This window comes from Mediterranea sp. An20 (genome assembly GCF_002160055.1).
Taxonomy (GTDB): Bacteria; Bacteroidota; Bacteroidia; order Bacteroidales; family Bacteroidaceae; genus Bacteroides; species Bacteroides avicola.
In genome coordinates this window covers 60,710-77,464 of sequence record NZ_NFJV01000013.1, presented here as the reverse complement: position 1 = coordinate 77,464, position 16,755 = coordinate 60,710, and the positions used below count along the sequence as shown (strand labels likewise).

The following is a 16,755-nucleotide window of genomic DNA, read 5'->3' as shown; positions in this document are numbered from 1 at the left end:
CTTAGGCCTTGCCTTGATTGCATTAAGAGACAACCTCCTTGCTACCTTGACAAGAAAAAGATGGCACCTTTTCTATTCTCTTCCTTATCTGAAAAATGGTGCAAAGTACGGCATTTTTCCCCGATAGATGAGAAGGAAGCGGCTTAGCAAGTCTTACTGGAAGTGTTATTTAGTCTTACCGTCCCTCCTATTTCATGCTGCCCTGCCTGCCATATCCGGGAGAATTGATTTATCTTTGTCCCGCTAAACAGGAATAAGAAGATACGTATGACACATCCGACTGATGGGCAGGACTTCGACCAGTTGTTCTGCCACATATCCACACTGATAGAAGGATCGCGCCGCCAAGTAAAGACGGCGGTAAACGTGGCCATGGTTCGCACCTACTATGGCGTAGGCCACTACATCGTGCAATACGAGCAGGGAGGGAACCCCCGCGCAGCGTATGGCAAAGAAGTACTGAAACGCCTTTCGGCAAGGCTGACGGAGCGATACGGGGAGGGCTGGTCGTTGGAAACCTTGCACAAATGCATCAAGTTCTACAATGTATATTCAAAAAGTGTCCACAGTGTAGACAGTTTTTCCAACGTCCTCTCATGGAGCCACTACCTGGTGCTGATGCGCGTTGCCGATGACGCCGAACGGAGCTTCTACGAAATAGAGTGCGCCCGCCAGCAATGGAGCGTCCGCCAACTCCAGCGGCAAGTAGGCAGCAGCCTGTACGAGCGGTTGGCACTGAGCCGCAACAAGGAAGAAGTGATGCGTCTGGCCAACGAAGGACAAACGATGGAAAAACCTGACGACATCATCAAAAACCCGCTGACGCTTGAATTCTTAGGGCTGAAGCCACAGGCCGTTTATACAGAAACCCGCCTTGAACAGGCCATCATCGACAAGATGCAAATGTTTCTGCTGGAGATGGGGCGCGGCTTCCTGTTTGAAGCACGTCAAAAACGGTTTACTTTCGACGAAGAACATTTCTTTGTAGACCTGGTCTTTTACAACAGACTGTTGCGGTGCTACGTGCTGATAGACTTGAAAACAGACCGCCTGAGCCACCAGGATTTGAGACAGATGCAGATGTATGTCAACTATTTCGACCGTTATGTAAAGCAGGATTTCGAGAATCCCACCATCGGTATCCTGTTGTGCGAATCGAAAAACGACGCGCTGGTAGAGCTGACATTGCCCAAGGATGCCCATATCTACGCACAGCAATATGCCCTCTATCTGCCGGATAAAGCTCTGCTGCAAAGCAAGCTGAAGGCATGGATTGAAGAGTTTGAAGAAGCCGCCGACCAATAATCCGCCCTGCATTCTCATGAAACTGCCCTCGAAATACATCGCCCTCGTGGTCATCCTCTCGCTTGCGGCCATCTTCGCCTACCAGGCCTACTGGCTGGTGAACCTCTACCGCACGCAACGGCAGGCCGTGGAGCGCAACATCAACGAAGCCTTGCGCATGAGCGACTACAACGAAATCATCCTCCGCATCGACCGGCTGAACCGGGACTCTACCGAACACGGCGAGGTGTCCGTCAACGCCGGGTTCAACAACGATACTCCCTACGTGGAAAGCCGCACCATCGTCACCGAACAGAAGGGCGACTCCACGCTCATCAACCTGACGCAGCAGACCATGAAGGACACGGCCCACATGCAGTCGTCCCTGCACACCAGCGACATGGGCTTCCTCTTCGGACGGAAGAACACGATGCAGGAACTGGCCGCATACTTCCAACGCGGGCTGCACGGCGGTCTGGATGTATTGAACGACCCTGACTTCCAGGCTTACGACAGCCTGCTGGCCGAAGAGTTGAGACAGGTGGATATCACGGCCGATTATCACCTGGAGCATCTGCACCGGGGCGCGACCTACGACTCCAGCTATGTGTTCACCGATACGCTGGCCGTGGGCGGCACGCAGGGATATGTGCCCTCGCCCCGGGCCGTGACCTACGATTATGCCTACGACCTGCACTACCATTGGATATACCGCCTCACCATGGAGCCGGTGGACGGCCTCGTGCTCCGGCAGATGGCGGGCATACTGGCCACATCGGCTTTCATCCTGGTGGTGCTGGGGTTCTCCTTCTGGTACCTCATCCGCATCCTGCTGCGCCAACGCACCTTGGAGGAGATGAAGGACGATTTCACCAACAACATCACCCACGAACTGAAGACGCCCATCGCCGTGGCCTACGCCGCCAACGACGCCCTGCTGAACTTCGGTGCAGATGCCGACGCAGCCAAACGCAACCGTTACCTGCACATCTGCCAGGAACAACTGAAGCTGCTCGGCGGACTGGTGGAGCAGATTCTCTCCCTCTCCATGGAGCGGCGCAGGACCTTCCGCCTGCACCCCACGACCTTTGCCGTGGGCGAAGCCATCGCCCCCCTTATCGAACAACACAGGCTGAAAGCAGACAAGCCCGTGGATATAGCCTTGCATATCACGCCGCCCGACCTGACCGTCACGGCCGACCGCACCCATTTCTGCAACATCGTGAGCAACCTGCTGGACAACGCCATCAAGTATTCTCCGAAGAAAGCCGAAGTGGAGATTACCAGCCACAAGCAAGAGATGTACACCGTGATTTCCGTTCGCGACCACGGCATCGGCATTCCCCACGACAAACTGCCCCGGGTGTTCGACAAGTTCTACCGCGTCCCCACAGGCAACCGGCACGAGGTGAAAGGCTACGGACTCGGCCTGTTCTACGTCAAGACGATGGTGGAAAAGCACGGCGGCACGGTGGAAGCACACAGCGAAACGGGACAGGGAAGCGAATTCATTATTAAATTATCAAGAATGGAAGATGAAGAGTGAAGATTTAATAAATGTATTATTGGTAGAGGACGAATCAACCCTGGCCATGATTATCAAAGACACGCTGGAAGGCCAAGGCTTCCGCATCCGCTTGGCCAAAGACGGCGAAGAGGGATTGCAATGCTTCTTCCACGAAAAGCCCGACGTGTTAGTGGCCGATGTCATGATGCCCCGCATGGACGGTTTCGAGATGGTGCGTCATATCCGTCGGAGCGATGCTGTGACACCCGTATTGTTTCTCACCGCCCGCTCGGCCATTAACGACGTGGTAGAGGGATTTGAACTGGGAGCCAACGACTACCTGAAAAAACCTTTCGGCATGCAAGAACTCATCGTGCGTATCAGGGCATTGGTTGGACGCGTCCTGCGCACAGCCCGACCGCCCCGCACTCAAGCCTTGTTCGAGATAGGCGATTATGTCTTTATCCCCCGCACCCAGCAATTGCTTTACCAGGGAACGGTCACCGGACTCTCCCACCGCGAAAGCGAAATCTTGCGTCGCCTGTGCGAACACCAGGACCAGGTGGTGGAAATGCGTGATATTCTGCTGGAACTGTGGGGCGACGACTCGTTCTTCAACCAGCGCAGCTTGCACGTGTTCATCACCAAGCTACGCCATAAACTGAACAAAGACAAGCGGGTACGGATTGTCAATGTGTGGGGCATCGGCTACAAACTGATTGTGAACTGAAGCGGAATGCCCGCACTGATCATTGAACAATGACTACCACGGGATTGTCCTCCTCGCCGATTTCCAGCAACGGCTTCAAGGCAGGATTGTCTTTGGCTTCGGGATGTTCGTCCAACCAAGGCAAAATCTTTTCAGACCAGACAAGGGAAGCAAATTCGCCCTGTTCACTGCAGGAAGACGGGTGGAAAGGCAAGAAACCGGTAAGATCATCCGTCAGGCCATCCGCTTCGGGAGCCATGTAGACAGTACCGGCTGTCTTATCATAAATACCGTTCAGGGTCTTTTCCAACTCAGTCACGCATTGGAAGAAGAGAGCGTTCCGGCCTTCCAGCGTGAAGACAATGAACTGCTTGCCGTTAAGGTCATGCGATTCCCAGTCGCCCGTCAGCCGTACGCCACGGTCACCCATATCAAAGAGAGCATAAGGAGCAAGGTCGCCCCCGGCAGAAACCGTATAGAGGGTGTCGTTGAAAGGCTCCTTGAAATGCAGTTGACCGTCTCGCCTCCATAACGGACGCGTACCCGCCAGATTGGCAGAGGCAGAACCGTCTTTATAGCGGATAAGGATGGCGCCGGCTTCGCCAAACTTCATGACGCTGATGCCGGCAATGTCTACTACGGTCATGGCGGAAAGGGCAGGCAGACGGCTGGGAATGGTATCGACCACTTGTCCGTCTGCACTGAAGAGCAACAGAGCATTATGATGGGCGTCTTGACGGCCCATGTTGGCATAGTAACCCACCAGCGAGGTCTCCGTAAAACTATAATCCGTCGGCATGGCATTCAAGGGCGGCGGGGTGGGAACAGTGACACTACCGTGATAGTTACCTTGCGCATCATACTTCTGCAACAGGTTAGGCTGGCGTATGAAGTAGAACAGTCCGTTACGGTCATCGTAAGAAAATTCCGTGCTCGAATAACCCTGCGGGTCATCACCGACATGACCGATACGGGCAATGAAGCGACCCGTCTCCCGGTCGAAACTGAGACAATTGCCTTCGAACGTGACAATTATGTTCTTTCCGCAAATCCGAATCTGAGAGCGATTGCCAACGAAGCACGAGTCGCCAGTTTCCAACGGCACATATCGCACGGTCTGCCCCAGTTGCGATACTTTCAGTTCGGTAGGGTGCTCAATGGCACTCTTCACATCAATGACGGAAAGGCTGTCCGCCGTCGTCTTCGGATTACCGCCACAAGCTGCCAGCAGACAGACGAAAAGGACGGCACATACATTCCTTTTTCTCATAAAAACAGATTGCTTTAATTTTTTCATGCGCAAAAATAGACTTTTTTTCCAACATACAAACACTTTCGAACATATTTAGTCAGCCGGACAAGGGCACCGGCTACAAACCAATTGTAAACTGAACGGGTAGAGAACAAAATAATGTGAAAGAATTTCCTACATTAAGCAGAAAAGAAGTACCTTTGTCTGTCAACCAAAAACTACAGACTGAGATATGAAACGCCTTCTATTTTGCCTGCTGGGCTTGCTGGGCAGCATTGTCTTGTTACATGCTCAGAACGAAGTGCCTGCCGACACAGTCACCCTCACACCTCCGTCAGATGCTCCGATACTTCCTTCTACGGTAAAAAGTTACGGTGGCTTTCTGCTGGACATGGGACTTATGAATCTGAACATGCCCGAACGCCCCAGCCTGAGCAACTACAAACTGGAAATTCCCGATGCCAGCAAGGACTACAGCTTCCTTTTCCGGCCTCAAACAAATGTCATCTACTCGCAAGGAACTTCATCCATGTTTTCTCCTTACTACGGATTCTGGAACACTCCCTCCACCCTACAGATGAGCAGTTTCCGCCTGAACAACGGATGGCAACTCAACACTTATGGAGAATATGATGCAGACGGGAATCGGGTGTACAACCCCTCGGCATTGCCCTGGCAACGCAACAACTTCAAAGGAGCTTTTGAACTGAAATCGCAAGACGGCTCATTCGGCTTCCGGATTGAAGTACAGCACGGACGGGAAAATCCATTCTAAATACTTATCGCATCATGCTTCCTATTCTCATCACAGGTGCCAACGGTTTCATCGGCCGCCGACTATTGGACGATTTGTCCAGCCGCCCTCATTATGAAGTAACCGGTTGCTCACTGCACGACGACCTCTGTCCGCGTGCAGATGCTTACCGTTTTTTGCAAACAGACATACGGGACATCTGTGCGGTAGAGAAACTGTTTCAGGAAATCTGTCCGGCAGTCACCATCCACACAGCCGCCTTGTCTGCTACCGAATATTGCGAAACACATCGGCGGGAAGCCGACCGACTGAACATCGAGGCAACTGCCATACTTGCTGCCTGTTGTCGCCAGTACGGCTCACGACTGATTCACCTGTCTACCGATTTTGTCTTCGACGGCACAGCCACCCATCTCTACCGCGAAAACGACGAACCTCAACCGGTGAATTACTACGGCGAGACCAAACTGAAAAGCGAACGGCTGGCAGCATCCTTATGTCCGGACCATGCCATCGTGCGGGTAGAAGTTGTTTATGGTACTCCCCTGCCCGGCCAGCACGGCAACATCGCCCAACTGGTAGCCAACCGCATCCGCAACAACGAGGAAATCTTTGTTGTATCCGACCAGCTACGCACGCCGACTTATGTAGGAGACGTATCGCAAGGCATTGAACGTCTGATTGAATCACCCCGACGCGGTATCTACCACCTCTGTGGCAAAGATGAAGTTTCGATAGCCGATATAGCCTATCGCGTAGCCGATGTCTTAGGTGAAGGGCACAGCCTCATACGCCCACAGACTACAGCTACACTGCCAGACAAAACACCCCGACCGCTCCGCACCGGAATGAGCATAGAAAAAGCCTGTCGGGAGTTAGGTTACCGCCCCCTTTCGTTGGAAGAAGGGTTACGACGGATGTTCTCATAGCAATGCGGAATCTTCCAATCCCTGCTCTTCCCGATACCGATGCACGATATTCAAGATTTCATCACCATACTTCTCTACACTTTTCTTCCCTACGTATGGAATGCGGAGAAGCATGGTCTTGTCTACCGGTAATAGGTTACTGATGCCGATAATAGCCTTTTGAGCAAAAACGACGTAAGCAGGCACATTGAGTTGAGCAGCCTCAGCACTTCGCCACGCCTTCAGTTGCTCAAACAATTCGGGATGCAAAATATCCGAAGACACCTCTGCCTTTTCTTTCGTTTTCTTTGCCGCATTTTTCCGGCTCTTTTCCGGTTCGTCTTCGCCCACATCCGGCAAGCCCATCCGACGGGCATCTTCCCTGGCACGGATGGGAGTCCCCACATCTTCCAAAGTCAGCAAAGACTTCTGTTTAAGATAGGCAGATACCGAGAAACCAGAATCGCGAACAAAAGCCAGTATATCTTCTTTCAGACGATAACGGTCACGCAACTCTTCATAAGCTGCGGTGAGTTGTTTTTTCAACTGCTTATTGTCGGTATCCAGCGGGTTGCGCACCGCTACAGCATACAACGGACGAATTTCGTCGCCGAAATATTTGGCTGCAGCATGAATACGGCTTTGCAGCACAGCATCGTGTTCATAATCACTGCTGTCATTGACCAGACGCATATATTGTACAGAAAACTTCTCTGCAACCCGCTCCACCCGCTGTTCCAACCGGAGCAGTTCCACCTTGCAGGCCTCCAGCAATTTGGGATAAAGCCGGTAAAGATGTTCATCGAGCAAACGGATATAATGTCGGAAAGCACGCAGTAAAGGTTGAAAACCGAATACCTCCGTCAGCAATTCCTTGAAATACTCCTGCTGTAGAACAAAGAATCTATCTCCCGGCCGTTTCTCACGAGCCTCCTCCGTAAAGGAAGCCACCGCCTGGTCATTAATGATAGCTTTGGCTGACACCGGCGAACTCAGTACCAGTCCTTCCAGAGTCCGGCAACGGCTCAACGCCACATAAGTTTGCCCATGGGCAAACGAAGCCCCGACATCTACGATTGCCTTATCAAATGTCAGCCCTTGACTCTTGTGAATGGTAATAGCCCAAGCCAACTTCAAAGGATACTGCCTGAATGTGCCCTCTACTTCTTCGGTAATCTCTTTGGTCTCTTCGTCCAATGCATAACGGGCATTGGTCCAATCCTCAGGCTGCACAGTCAAAACAGTACCTGTCTGCAAACAGCGGACTTCCACGTGTCCCGAAGCCACAGCTGTCACCTCACCTATGGTACCGTTCACGTACCGGTGTTCTCCACTCACGTCGTTCTTCACAAACATCACTTGCGCTCCCTGCTTCAATTCCAGCACCTTCTCCGTAGGATAAAGATACTCGGGAAATTTGCCTTCAATCTTTGCTTCAAAAACGAACGAACGCCCCGGCAACTTCTCCAGTTCGCTGTCATTCACCCGCTGTGCCTGATAATTATGGGTAACAAGCCGGATATATCCCTCCTCTTCAGGCGGATTGAACCCTGGCAAGTAACGGCTGTTTAGTAGAGCCAACACTGAAGCATCGCAACGGTTCTCACGGATACTGTTTAACATCTCCAGGAAGCGGTCATCTTTCTGGCGGTAAACAGTTGTCAATTCTATGGTGAAATATTCTGTATCTTGTAGGGCCTGCGAAGAAAAAAAATAGGGAGTCTTGTAATAACGGGAAAGAATTTTCCACTCGTCTTCTTTCACTACCGGTGCCAGTTGCTGCAAATCCCCAATCATCAGCAGCTGCACCCCGCCAAACGGAAGCCGACTGTTCCGGTAGCGGCGTAATACAGAGTCCACGGCATCCAATACATCTGCACGCACCATACTGATTTCATCAATCACCAACAAATCAATGCTTCTGAGAATTCTGATTTTCTCCTTGCTAAACCGATAGCGGTAAACAATATCACCGTCTGCCTGAAATGAACTTTCCGGTACATAAGGAGCAAACGGCAACTGGAAAAACGAATGTAAGGTAATACCTCCGGCATTCATGGCAGCAATACCTGTCGGAGCCAATACAACCATGCGTTTAGGAGACTCTGCCTTCAGCTTATGTAAAAATGTCGTCTTGCCTGTACCGGCCTTTCCGGTTAGAAAGAGATGAGTACCTGTATTTTCTATAAAATTCCAAGCTAATTCCAATTCAGGATTCTTTTCCATACTATATGCGTTACCATTTAAAGCCCTAAAGGTACGACAAATTCCATAAAAGCCATGGCTCTTCTGAAGAAAAAGAAAAAAAACGGAGAGTCGCAGAACCCTGCACTCTCCGTTTTTTATCTCCTAATGCTATAAGAAATATTCCTATTTCATACTACCTCCGATTATATCTAACAACTCACTGGTAATAGCCTGCTGACGGGTCTTGTTATATTGAATAGTCAATTCCTGTACCAAATCATCGGCATTGTCCGTTGCAGCCTGCATGGCAAGCATACGGGCTGCATGCTCAGAAGTAACTGAGTCCAGCAACATTGTATATATTTTCTGGCAAAGCACCATCGGCAAAAGTTCGGAAATAACAGCACCGACCGACGGCTCCACGATGTAATCATTATTATATCCTCGTGAAGCATTCTTTTCATCTCCGCTGCCATTTTCCGTCATCTTCGATAAATCAATAGGCAAATATTCTTCCCGGGTCAGAATCTGTGAACCCATAGACTTGAAATGATGATAAATCAATTCCACGCGGTCTACTTTCTCATCAGCAAAACTCATCATCAGTTCCTCCGCCAGCTTATAGGCATCCACATAGGCAGGTTTATCCACCAATTGCTGCATAGTTCCCTTGTAGGAACAACCGGTTCTCTTCACAGCTTCCTCGGCCTTTTTGCCCACTGCATAAATCACGATATTTTCTTTACCCAATGAATGGTATTCAGCCAAAGTCTTCTCCAGCAGTCTAGCCACATTTGAGTTGAAAGCACCACACAACGAACTATTGGACGCGCAGACAACTAAAGCCACTCGCTTCACTTCCCGCCGTACTGTATAAGCAGACTCAAACGAAGTGTCCGTCCGAAGAAAATTCGTCAGAATCTCATTCAGCTTCCGCTGATAAGGCAACATGCTCGTAATCCGACCCTGCGCCTTATGCAACTTGGCCGACGCCACCATTTTCATGGCCGACGTAATCTGACGCGTGCTCTTGACGGAATTAATTCTATTTTTAACCTCTTTCAGTGAAGCCATATCCCAACCGATTACTTAAACTGTTTTGCAATCATTGCGGCAGCCTTCTCAATCTTTTGGCATACCTCATCATTGATAACACCTTGCTTCAGCACATCCAGAATATCAGCCTGCTGATTGGCTTCCAGATATTCCAAGAAAGCGTGCTCAAATTCGCTCACCTTATCCAGAGGTATCTCATGCAACAATCCATGTGTACCACAATACAGAATGGCAATCTGCTTTTCTACAGGCATCGGGCTATATTGCGGCTGTACCAACAGACGGGTATTCTTCTGTCCCTTGTCTATGGTCAAAGCTGTCACAGCATCCATATCACCGCTAAACTTGGAGAAGGCTTCCAGTTCACGATACTGTGCCTGATCGATTTTCAGCGTACCAGCCACTTTCTTCATGGCCTTGATTTGCGCGTTACCACCTACACGGCTCACAGAGATACCGACATCAATAGCCGGACGGTTACCTTGGTTAAACAAATTCGTATCCAAGAAAATCTGACCGTCTGTAATTGAAATTACATTCGTAGGAATATAGGCAGATACATCACCCGCCTGAGTTTCGATAATAGGCAAGGCTGTCAACGAACCACCACCTTTCACCTTTCCCTTTAAACTGTCGGGCAGGTCATTCATCTGGCAAGCCACTTCCTCCTGGTTGATAATCTTGGCCGCGCGCTCCAACAGACGAGAGTGCAAATAGAAAATATCACCCGGATAAGCTTCACGACCGGAAGGACGACGCAAAATCAGAGAAACCTCACGATAAGCAACAGCCTGCTTCGATAAATCATCGTAAACCACCAGTGCATGACGACCGGTATCACGGAAATACTCACCGATGGCGGCACCAGCAAACGGCGCATAATACTGTAAAGCAGCCGGGTCGGCAGCTGTAGCAGCCACCACAATTGTATAATCCATAGCCCCATGCTGGCGCAAGGTATTCACAATGCTCGCGACCGTAGATCCTTTCTGACCGATAGCCACATAAATACAATATACAGGGTCACCCGCCTCATAATTATGACGCTGATTAATGATAGTATCAATGGCAATAGCAGTCTTACCCGTTTGACGGTCACCAATAATCAACTCACGCTGTCCGCGACCGATAGGAATCATAGCATCCACAGCCTTCAACCCGGTTTGTAGAGGCTGATTTACCGGCTGACGGAAAATAACGCCCGGCGCCTTGCGGTCCAACGGCATTTCACACAACTCACCACCGATAAGCCCCTTACCGTCCAGAGGAACCCCCAGCGGGTCAATAACACGTCCCAACATACTTTCACCTACCATGATAGAGGCAATACGTTTGGTACGTTTCACCGTAAATCCCTCCTTGACCTTGTCCGTGGCACCCAGCAATACTACGCCCACATTATCTTCTTCAAGGTTCATCACGATACCCATGATGCCATTTTCAAACTCCACCAACTCACTGGCCTCGGCGTTGCGCAAGCCATAGATACGTGCCACACCGTCGCTCACCTGGAGCACCGTACCGATTTCATCCAGCGAAACCTGGGTATCTATGCCTTCCAATTGTTTGCGGAGGACATCGGAAACTTCGCTTACTTTTATATTTTCAGATAACATATTATTAATGATTAACGGGCAGCAGTAACTTTAACGTCGCATGAACTCTCCGTCAAGTATGCCCCACCCCTTATTATACGATTCTTCTGTTTTTGTCGATAAACTGTTGTTTCACTCTCTTCAACTGGGTAGCGATGCTGGCATCCAACCTGTAATCATTTATATCAAAAATGAAACCGCCTTCCAACGAAGGATTTACTTCCGTCTCAAGTTCCATCCGAGCGTGCAACATGGACGAGGCACTATTCCGGATGCGGTCGGCAATTTCCCTGCTTACCGGAACAGCGGTAATCAGCCTGGCCACACCAATGTGCTTGCTCTGACGATACAAGTCCATGAATGAAAGGCACATGTATTGCAAGAGGTCTTCACGCCGCTGCTTTAATACCAACTTGATGAAATCGGAAAAAGTTGTATCTACCTTACCGTCACCAGCTACTGCCGCACAAACCAAAGAGTATTTCTCCTGAGCAGGCAACAACGGATTTTCTAAAGCAGACCGTAAATCGGGATAAGCAGAAAAGCTCTTCGCCAGCTTACTGCACTCCCTATACATAACCTCCTCCGTTCCTTTGTCTTTAGCAAAGCCCATCAGTGCTTTTGCATATCGCATCGAAATAATTCCTATATCCATCTTTCTCCAATGATTACAACCCGGCAAACAATACTAGTCTGTCAAGCCTTAATTCTTAATTCTTCTTGCTGGCGGGCAGCATTTCATCCAGCAGACGGTCAATCATATCCATCTGTTCCTGGTTTTCGTCCAAGTTCTTGCGGATTACTTTCTCAGCAATGTCGACAGACAATACAGCCACCTGACGACGGATGTCACGAATCGCCTCATCCTTCTCCTGCTGAATCTGTTTCCGCACTTCTTCCAGTTCTTTTTGGGCAACTGTTTCTGCCTGCTTACGCGCTTCAGCAATGATCTTTTCGCGCTCCTGCATGGCCTCCCTTACAATACGGCCCTGCTCTTTGTTGGCCGAAGCTATCAAGGCTTCTGTTTCCTCCTTCAGTTTGGAGAATTTCTCATTTGCCTCACGAGCTACTTCCATTGAATGGTCAATGTAAGCCTTGCGCTCTTCCACCATCTTGACGATGACCGGGAAACCATATTTCGCAACGACTACAAAAACCACCAGAAATGAAAGGAGCATCCAAAATAGCAAACCGGTATCGGGCATTAACAATGACATACTTTGAAAACTCAATTTAAGCAACCCGCAATCCGGTTGCGTAATGACACAACCGGATTGCCGACTGCAAGGTTATAAATATTACATCAAGAAGGTCAACAGACATACTACGACTGCCAGCAAGGCAACACCTTCAATCAAGGCAGCAGCAATAATCATGTTGTTGCGGATATCACCGGAAGCTTCCGGCTGACGGGCAATGCCATCCATTGCCGAACCACCGATTTTACCAATGCCGATACCAGCACCAATTGCAGCCAGACCAGCACCAATTGCAGCACCCATTTTTGTAACACCTACACCTGCAGCAGCAGCTTGCAATAATACAGACAATAACATAACTTTCAGTTTTTAATTGGTTATTTATTAATTTGTTTAATGTTCTTTCAGTTAGAATTCTATTTGCCAACCGGCTCTTCCTCGACTTTACGTTCTTGCGCCAGCCCTATAAACACTGCCGACAGCATGGTAAACACGTATGCCTGAATGAAAGCTACCAACAATTCCAAAGCGTTCATAAAAATATTGAACAGTACCGAAGCCACTGTCAGCGAACCATTCAGAGCAGGCCCCATGCTTGCGGAAATGAATACCAGACAAGTCAGAATCAACATTGCCATGTGCCCAGCCAACATATTGGCAAAAAGACGAATCATCAAGGCAAAAGGCTTGGTGAAAATGCCGAACAACTCAATAAAGGGCATCATAGGAACCGGCACCTTTAGCCACCAAGGCACATCTGGCCAGAATATATCCTTCCAATAGTGTTTAGTTCCAAAAAGATTGACAGCCAAGAAAGTACATATAGCCAATACAAAAGTTATTGCTATATTGCCCGTTACATTGGCACCACCAGGAAAGATAGGAATTAATCCCATCAGGTTATTGATAAAAATGAAAAAGAAAGCAGTTAGCAGATAAGGAGCGAACTTTCTGTAATTCGGTCCCACACAACTCTTAATCACATCATCATTCACCATCATAATAAACATTTCCATGAATCCCACGAAGCCACCCGGTGCAGCACTTTCTTTCGGATGTTTCTTATACCAACGGGCCACACCCAAAATAATTACCATCAACAAGACACTGTTTATCAAGAGAGCCAGCGTCACCTTGGTAATGGAAATATCAAACGGGCGTATTTCATTTCCTGCCGCATCATGTTCCACCAACTTACCTTCATAAGGACTGCCGGCCGGAGCAATAGAAAAGCCCTCATACGTTCCGTGATTTTCTTCCAGACGCGAGGAGAGAAAGACGTGCCAGCCGGTCGCACTGCTATACACAATTACCGGCAACGGAATAATGACTTTTGTATCTCCGAAGTCCGTGATATGCCATTCATAAGCATCGCCAATGTGTCCAAATACAATGCCTTTCACATCCACCGGTTCAGCCTCTGCTTCTTCCGTGGCAGCAGGAGTCGAAGCAGTAACATTCTCCGCTTGTGCAGATACAGCACACAAGACTCCACCCACGGCAAACAGTATCCCTGCCAATATAGTCCGTAATTGTTTCATATTCATTTATTTTCCTTTTTCCGACTTTTTTCCCAAGCGGGAGAAAAACCACGAATCATACACTAAATAGACAATATAGTTAATGACAAATGCAACCACTACTACCGCCACTTCCGTATGTGTTGCCAAACAGAATGCCACAACAGCTATCACCGAAACGAACAACTTCACGATTCTTGCCAACATATACATTTGCACCAACCGCTTAGGTTCTCCGTTTTTTCTCGCCACACCCGGCATCAGCACGGCACCCGCCACATAAAAGTAAACCGGTATCCAAACGTAATGAGCCAAGAATAATCCAGGGTAGAATTTATCGAAAATCCAGACTCCCATCCCCGCTGTCAACACAGTCAACAAGGCCATTTCGAACAGATATTTCCGTACAGTCACACTCATCATCACTTACTTTTTCTTCTCAGTTGACACAGACGGAAACCCTATTGCCGTTCATCTCGACGAAACCTCCCTTGACTTCCTCCGCATGTTCCTCACCTTCTTTTGTCACATACGATAAAGTGCCGGCCTGCAACGATGAAATGATAGGCGCATGCAACGGAAGAATGGTAAACGAACCCATCGTACCGGGCAACGTCACATGCTCCACCTCACCGCTGAAGATTTCCTTTTCAGGCGAAAAGATTTCCAAATGCAATAATCCTTCCATATCACCTTATGCTTTCTCTGCCTGAGCCAACAATTTTTTACCTTTCTCTATAGCCTCTTCGATGGTTCCCACATTCAGGAAAGCCGGTTCTGGCAGATAATCCACCTCACCGTCCAGAATCATCTTGAATCCTTTGATTGTATCCTCAATGTTCACCATAGTACCTGGTATACCCGTAAACTGCTCTGCCACAGCAAATGGCTGCGACAAAAAGCGCTGCACACGGCGGGCACGATTCACTAAGATGCGGTCGGATTCCGACAATTCCTCCATACCCAAGATAGAGATAATATCCTGCAACTCTTTATTACGTTGCAAGATCTGCTTTACACGCTGAGCCACCTCATAATGTTCTTTACCCACGATATGTGGATCCAAAATACGAGAAGTCGACTCCAATGGGTCAACGGCCGGATAAATACCCATAGAAGCAATCTTACGGTCCAGCACCGTTGTGGCATCCAAGTGCGTAAAAGTGGTAGCCGGAGCAGGGTCGGTCAAGTCATCTGCCGGCACATACACAGCCTGCACCGAAGTGATAGAACCATTTTTCGTCGAAGTGATTCGTTCCTGCATGGCACCCATTTCCGTGGCAAGCGTAGGCTGATAACCTACAGCAGAAGGCATACGACCCAGCAAAGCCGAAACCTCCGAACCAGCTTGTGTAAAGCGGAAGATATTGTCAATAAAGAACAGAATATCACGCGGTCCATCCGTTTCAGCGCCTCTGTCACGGAACGACTCAGCCACAGTCAAACCGGACAAAGCCACAGACTGACGTGCTCCAGGCGGTTCATTCATCTGACCAAAAATCAAAGAAACCTGCGACTTAGCCACTTCGTTGTAATCCACTTTTGACAAATCCCAGTTACCTTCTTCCATGCTTTTCTTGAATTCATCGCCATAGCGGATAACCCCCGATTCAATCATCTCACGCAGCAAGTCGTTACCTTCACGCGTACGTTCACCGACACCAGCAAACACAGAAAAGCCGTGTTGTTTCTTGGCAATATTGTTAATCAATTCCTGAATCAACACGGTTTTACCCACACCGGCACCACCGAACAAGCCAATCTTACCTCCCTTACTATAGGGTTCGAGCAGGTCAATTACCTTAATACCCGTGTAAAGCACTTCCTGAACAGTCGTCAGGTCTTCAAACTTAGGCGGTTCACGGTGAATGGGATAAGCGCCCGTATGGTCCAATTCTCTCATACCGTCAATGGTATCACCTACCACATTCATCAGACGACCTTTAATCTGGTCTCCTACCGGCATCGTAATCGGTCCTCCCATCGGACGCACTTTCATGCCCCGCTGAAGTCCGTCCGTGCTGTCCATAGCCACGGTACGCACCGTATTTTCACCAATGTGCTGTTGCACCTCTACAATCAGACGCTTACCATTGGGTCTCTTTATTTCCAGCGCGTCATGAATGCTTGGCAGCACTTTTTCGGCTTCAGATTCAGGAGCTTCAAAATAGACGTCCACAACAGGTCCGATTACCTGCGAAATATGTCCGATTATCTGTGACATAAGCATTTGTTATTATATACTCGTTTCTTAAATTAATTCTCTTATAGTAGTTCTTAGAACTGCCTCACAAATTTAGAAAGAAATCTCATATACTTGTTCTCTTTTATAGTATTTTTTGACCAAAATACACTAAAATGAACGATTCGCCCCGCAAACAGGACATTTCATCAAGCTGACAGCAACACCTGTTAACATACCTCCTCAAAAAATAAGCGCAAGAGAATCCTGCATATTGTGCCAGTTCCCCTTGCACCACCCACAGGCAGCTCCTCCAACAAACCTGCCTGTGCTTTTGCTACCTCTTTCTCACTTCAACCACAACACCCTTTCCGGAGCCCCCAACAGCCCGCGTTCCAACACTCGTACACAACCGGACTGCTCCAATTCAAACAGAGCCGGATATACACGCAATTTCTCTGCCCCACTGTGAGCTATAATATCCTCCACCCCTACCCCTTCCGGGTATTTTTTCAGATAACATATAATCCGTTCCGTATCCCGCTGCTTATAATCCATTTCGTCCCATGATCATGATGTAATCAACACGCTGCTATTCCTCA

17 protein-coding genes are annotated in these 16,755 nt (G+C 48.9%); 5 read left to right on the top strand and 12 right to left on the bottom strand.

The genetic code is table 11. From position 1 onward, the window contains the following. Positions 1-267: 267 nt before the first annotated feature. Genes B5F34_RS09220 through B5F34_RS09210 form a run of 3 tightly spaced genes read left to right on the top strand, consistent with a single transcriptional unit; the run spans position 268 to position 3,521 of the window. Positions 268-1,305: a PDDEXK nuclease domain-containing protein gene (locus tag B5F34_RS09220; protein ID WP_087337740.1), complete on the top strand. Its 1,038-nt coding sequence runs from the start codon at positions 268-270 to the stop codon at positions 1,303-1,305. Positions 1,306-1,321: 16 nt separating this feature from the next. Further along, positions 1,322-2,830 (top strand): HAMP domain-containing sensor histidine kinase, encoded by a 1,509-nt coding sequence (locus B5F34_RS09215; protein WP_087337737.1) that lies wholly within the window; start codon positions 1,322-1,324, stop codon positions 2,828-2,830. Next, positions 2,820-3,521: a response regulator transcription factor gene (locus B5F34_RS09210; protein ID WP_087337734.1), complete on the top strand. Its 702-nt coding sequence runs from the start codon at positions 2,820-2,822 to the stop codon at positions 3,519-3,521. The genes B5F34_RS09215 and B5F34_RS09210 overlap by 11 nt, the downstream gene beginning before the upstream one ends. A gap of 19 nt (positions 3,522-3,540) precedes the next feature. Here the strand turns inward: B5F34_RS09210 and B5F34_RS09205 are convergent, their stop codons facing one another. Next, the gene (locus tag B5F34_RS09205) at positions 3,541-4,770 is read right to left on the bottom strand and encodes a DUF4934 domain-containing protein (protein ID WP_162609310.1); all 1,230 of its coding nucleotides are present in this window, start codon (positions 4,768-4,770) and stop codon (positions 3,541-3,543) included. A 214-nt stretch (positions 4,771-4,984) separates the two neighbouring features. On the opposite strand from B5F34_RS09205, the gene B5F34_RS09200 reads away from it, so the two are divergent. Then, a complete protein-coding gene (locus B5F34_RS09200) occupies positions 4,985-5,527 on the top strand; it encodes an occludin (protein ID WP_087337728.1) in 543 nt (180 codons plus the stop codon). Between the two features lie 14 nt (positions 5,528-5,541). Beyond that, the gene (locus B5F34_RS09195; protein ID WP_087337726.1) at positions 5,542-6,435 is read left to right on the top strand and encodes a sugar nucleotide-binding protein; all 894 of its coding nucleotides are present in this window, start codon (positions 5,542-5,544) and stop codon (positions 6,433-6,435) included. Here B5F34_RS09195 and B5F34_RS09190 read toward each other — a convergent pair. The 11 genes from B5F34_RS09190 to B5F34_RS09140 form a co-directional block, all read right to left on the bottom strand. Beyond that, positions 6,430-8,640 carry an HRDC domain-containing protein gene (locus tag B5F34_RS09190; RefSeq protein WP_087337723.1) on the bottom strand — a complete coding sequence of 737 codons (2,211 nt, stop codon included), beginning with the start codon at positions 8,638-8,640 and terminating at the stop codon, positions 6,430-6,432. The genes B5F34_RS09195 and B5F34_RS09190 overlap by 6 nt on opposite strands. Positions 8,641-8,784: 144 nt before the next feature. Further along, entirely contained in the window at positions 8,785-9,675 is an 891-nt protein-coding gene (locus B5F34_RS09185) for a F0F1 ATP synthase subunit gamma (RefSeq protein WP_087337721.1), read from the bottom strand. Positions 9,676-9,686: 11 nt separating this feature from the next. Beyond that, complete coding sequence (atpA, locus tag B5F34_RS09180; RefSeq protein WP_087337718.1) at positions 9,687-11,273, bottom strand: F0F1 ATP synthase subunit alpha; 1,587 nt, start codon at positions 11,271-11,273, stop codon at positions 9,687-9,689. Positions 11,274-11,346: 73 nt separating this feature from the next. After that, on the bottom strand, positions 11,347-11,907 hold the full coding sequence (locus tag B5F34_RS09175; protein ID WP_087337715.1) for a F0F1 ATP synthase subunit delta: 561 nt from the start codon (positions 11,905-11,907) through the stop codon (positions 11,347-11,349). Positions 11,908-11,962: 55 nt separating this feature from the next. Further along, positions 11,963-12,469, bottom strand: a complete 507-nt coding sequence (gene atpF / locus B5F34_RS09170) for a F0F1 ATP synthase subunit B (protein ID WP_087337712.1) — start codon at positions 12,467-12,469, stop codon at positions 11,963-11,965. 81 nt (positions 12,470-12,550) lie between these two features. After that, entirely contained in the window at positions 12,551-12,808 is a 258-nt protein-coding gene (gene atpE / locus B5F34_RS09165) for an ATP synthase F0 subunit C (protein ID WP_087337708.1), read from the bottom strand. A 59-nt stretch (positions 12,809-12,867) separates the two neighbouring features. Continuing rightward, positions 12,868-13,992 carry a F0F1 ATP synthase subunit A gene (gene atpB / locus B5F34_RS09160; protein WP_087337831.1) on the bottom strand — a complete coding sequence of 375 codons (1,125 nt, stop codon included), beginning with the start codon at positions 13,990-13,992 and terminating at the stop codon, positions 12,868-12,870. Between the two features lie 6 nt (positions 13,993-13,998). Then, positions 13,999-14,394, bottom strand: coding sequence for a hypothetical protein (locus B5F34_RS09155; protein WP_140392990.1), 396 nt, complete (start codon positions 14,392-14,394; stop codon positions 13,999-14,001). A gap of 16 nt (positions 14,395-14,410) precedes the next feature. Beyond that, positions 14,411-14,659 (bottom strand): ATP synthase F1 subunit epsilon, encoded by a 249-nt coding sequence (gene atpC / locus B5F34_RS09150; RefSeq protein WP_087337702.1) that lies wholly within the window; start codon positions 14,657-14,659, stop codon positions 14,411-14,413. Between the two features lie 6 nt (positions 14,660-14,665). After that, a complete protein-coding gene (gene atpD, locus B5F34_RS09145; protein WP_087337699.1) occupies positions 14,666-16,195 on the bottom strand; it encodes a F0F1 ATP synthase subunit beta in 1,530 nt (509 codons plus the stop codon). Positions 16,196-16,501: 306 nt separating this feature from the next. Then, the gene (locus B5F34_RS09140) at positions 16,502-16,711 is read right to left on the bottom strand and encodes a hypothetical protein (RefSeq protein ID WP_087337696.1); all 210 of its coding nucleotides are present in this window, start codon (positions 16,709-16,711) and stop codon (positions 16,502-16,504) included. Between the last annotated feature and the right edge of the window lie 44 nt (positions 16,712-16,755).

What these genes read in the sequence shown, in the direction of transcription:
- B5F34_RS09220 (WP_087337740.1), top strand. Translation starts at nt 268, where the DNA reads ATGACACATCCGACTGATGGGCAGGACTTCGACCAGTTGTTCTGCCAC.
- B5F34_RS09215 (WP_087337737.1), top strand. Translation starts at nt 1,322, where the DNA reads ATGAAACTGCCCTCGAAATACATCGCCCTCGTGGTCATCCTCTCGCTT.
- B5F34_RS09210 (WP_087337734.1), top strand. Translation starts at nt 2,820, where the DNA reads ATGAAGAGTGAAGATTTAATAAATGTATTATTGGTAGAGGACGAATCA.
- B5F34_RS09205 (WP_162609310.1), bottom strand. Translation starts at nt 4,770, where the DNA reads ATGAGAAAAAGGAATGTATGTGCCGTCCTTTTCGTCTGTCTGCTGGCA.
- B5F34_RS09200 (WP_087337728.1), top strand. Translation starts at nt 4,985, where the DNA reads ATGAAACGCCTTCTATTTTGCCTGCTGGGCTTGCTGGGCAGCATTGTC.
- B5F34_RS09195 (WP_087337726.1), top strand. Translation starts at nt 5,542, where the DNA reads ATGCTTCCTATTCTCATCACAGGTGCCAACGGTTTCATCGGCCGCCGA.
- B5F34_RS09190 (WP_087337723.1), bottom strand. Translation starts at nt 8,640, where the DNA reads ATGGAAAAGAATCCTGAATTGGAATTAGCTTGGAATTTTATAGAAAAT.
- B5F34_RS09185 (WP_087337721.1), bottom strand. Translation starts at nt 9,675, where the DNA reads ATGGCTTCACTGAAAGAGGTTAAAAATAGAATTAATTCCGTCAAGAGC.
- atpA (WP_087337718.1), bottom strand. Translation starts at nt 11,273, where the DNA reads ATGTTATCTGAAAATATAAAAGTAAGCGAAGTTTCCGATGTCCTCCGC.
- B5F34_RS09175 (WP_087337715.1), bottom strand. Translation starts at nt 11,907, where the DNA reads ATGGATATAGGAATTATTTCGATGCGATATGCAAAAGCACTGATGGGC.
- atpF (WP_087337712.1), bottom strand. Translation starts at nt 12,469, where the DNA reads ATGTCATTGTTAATGCCCGATACCGGTTTGCTATTTTGGATGCTCCTT.
- atpE (WP_087337708.1), bottom strand. Translation starts at nt 12,808, where the DNA reads ATGTTATTGTCTGTATTATTGCAAGCTGCTGCTGCAGGTGTAGGTGTT.
- atpB (WP_087337831.1), bottom strand. Translation starts at nt 13,992, where the DNA reads ATGAAACAATTACGGACTATATTGGCAGGGATACTGTTTGCCGTGGGT.
- B5F34_RS09155 (WP_140392990.1), bottom strand. Translation starts at nt 14,394, where the DNA reads ATGATGAGTGTGACTGTACGGAAATATCTGTTCGAAATGGCCTTGTTG.
- atpC (WP_087337702.1), bottom strand. Translation starts at nt 14,659, where the DNA reads ATGGAAGGATTATTGCATTTGGAAATCTTTTCGCCTGAAAAGGAAATC.
- atpD (WP_087337699.1), bottom strand. Translation starts at nt 16,195, where the DNA reads ATGTCACAGATAATCGGACATATTTCGCAGGTAATCGGACCTGTTGTG.
- B5F34_RS09140 (WP_087337696.1), bottom strand. Translation starts at nt 16,711, where the DNA reads ATGGATTATAAGCAGCGGGATACGGAACGGATTATATGTTATCTGAAA.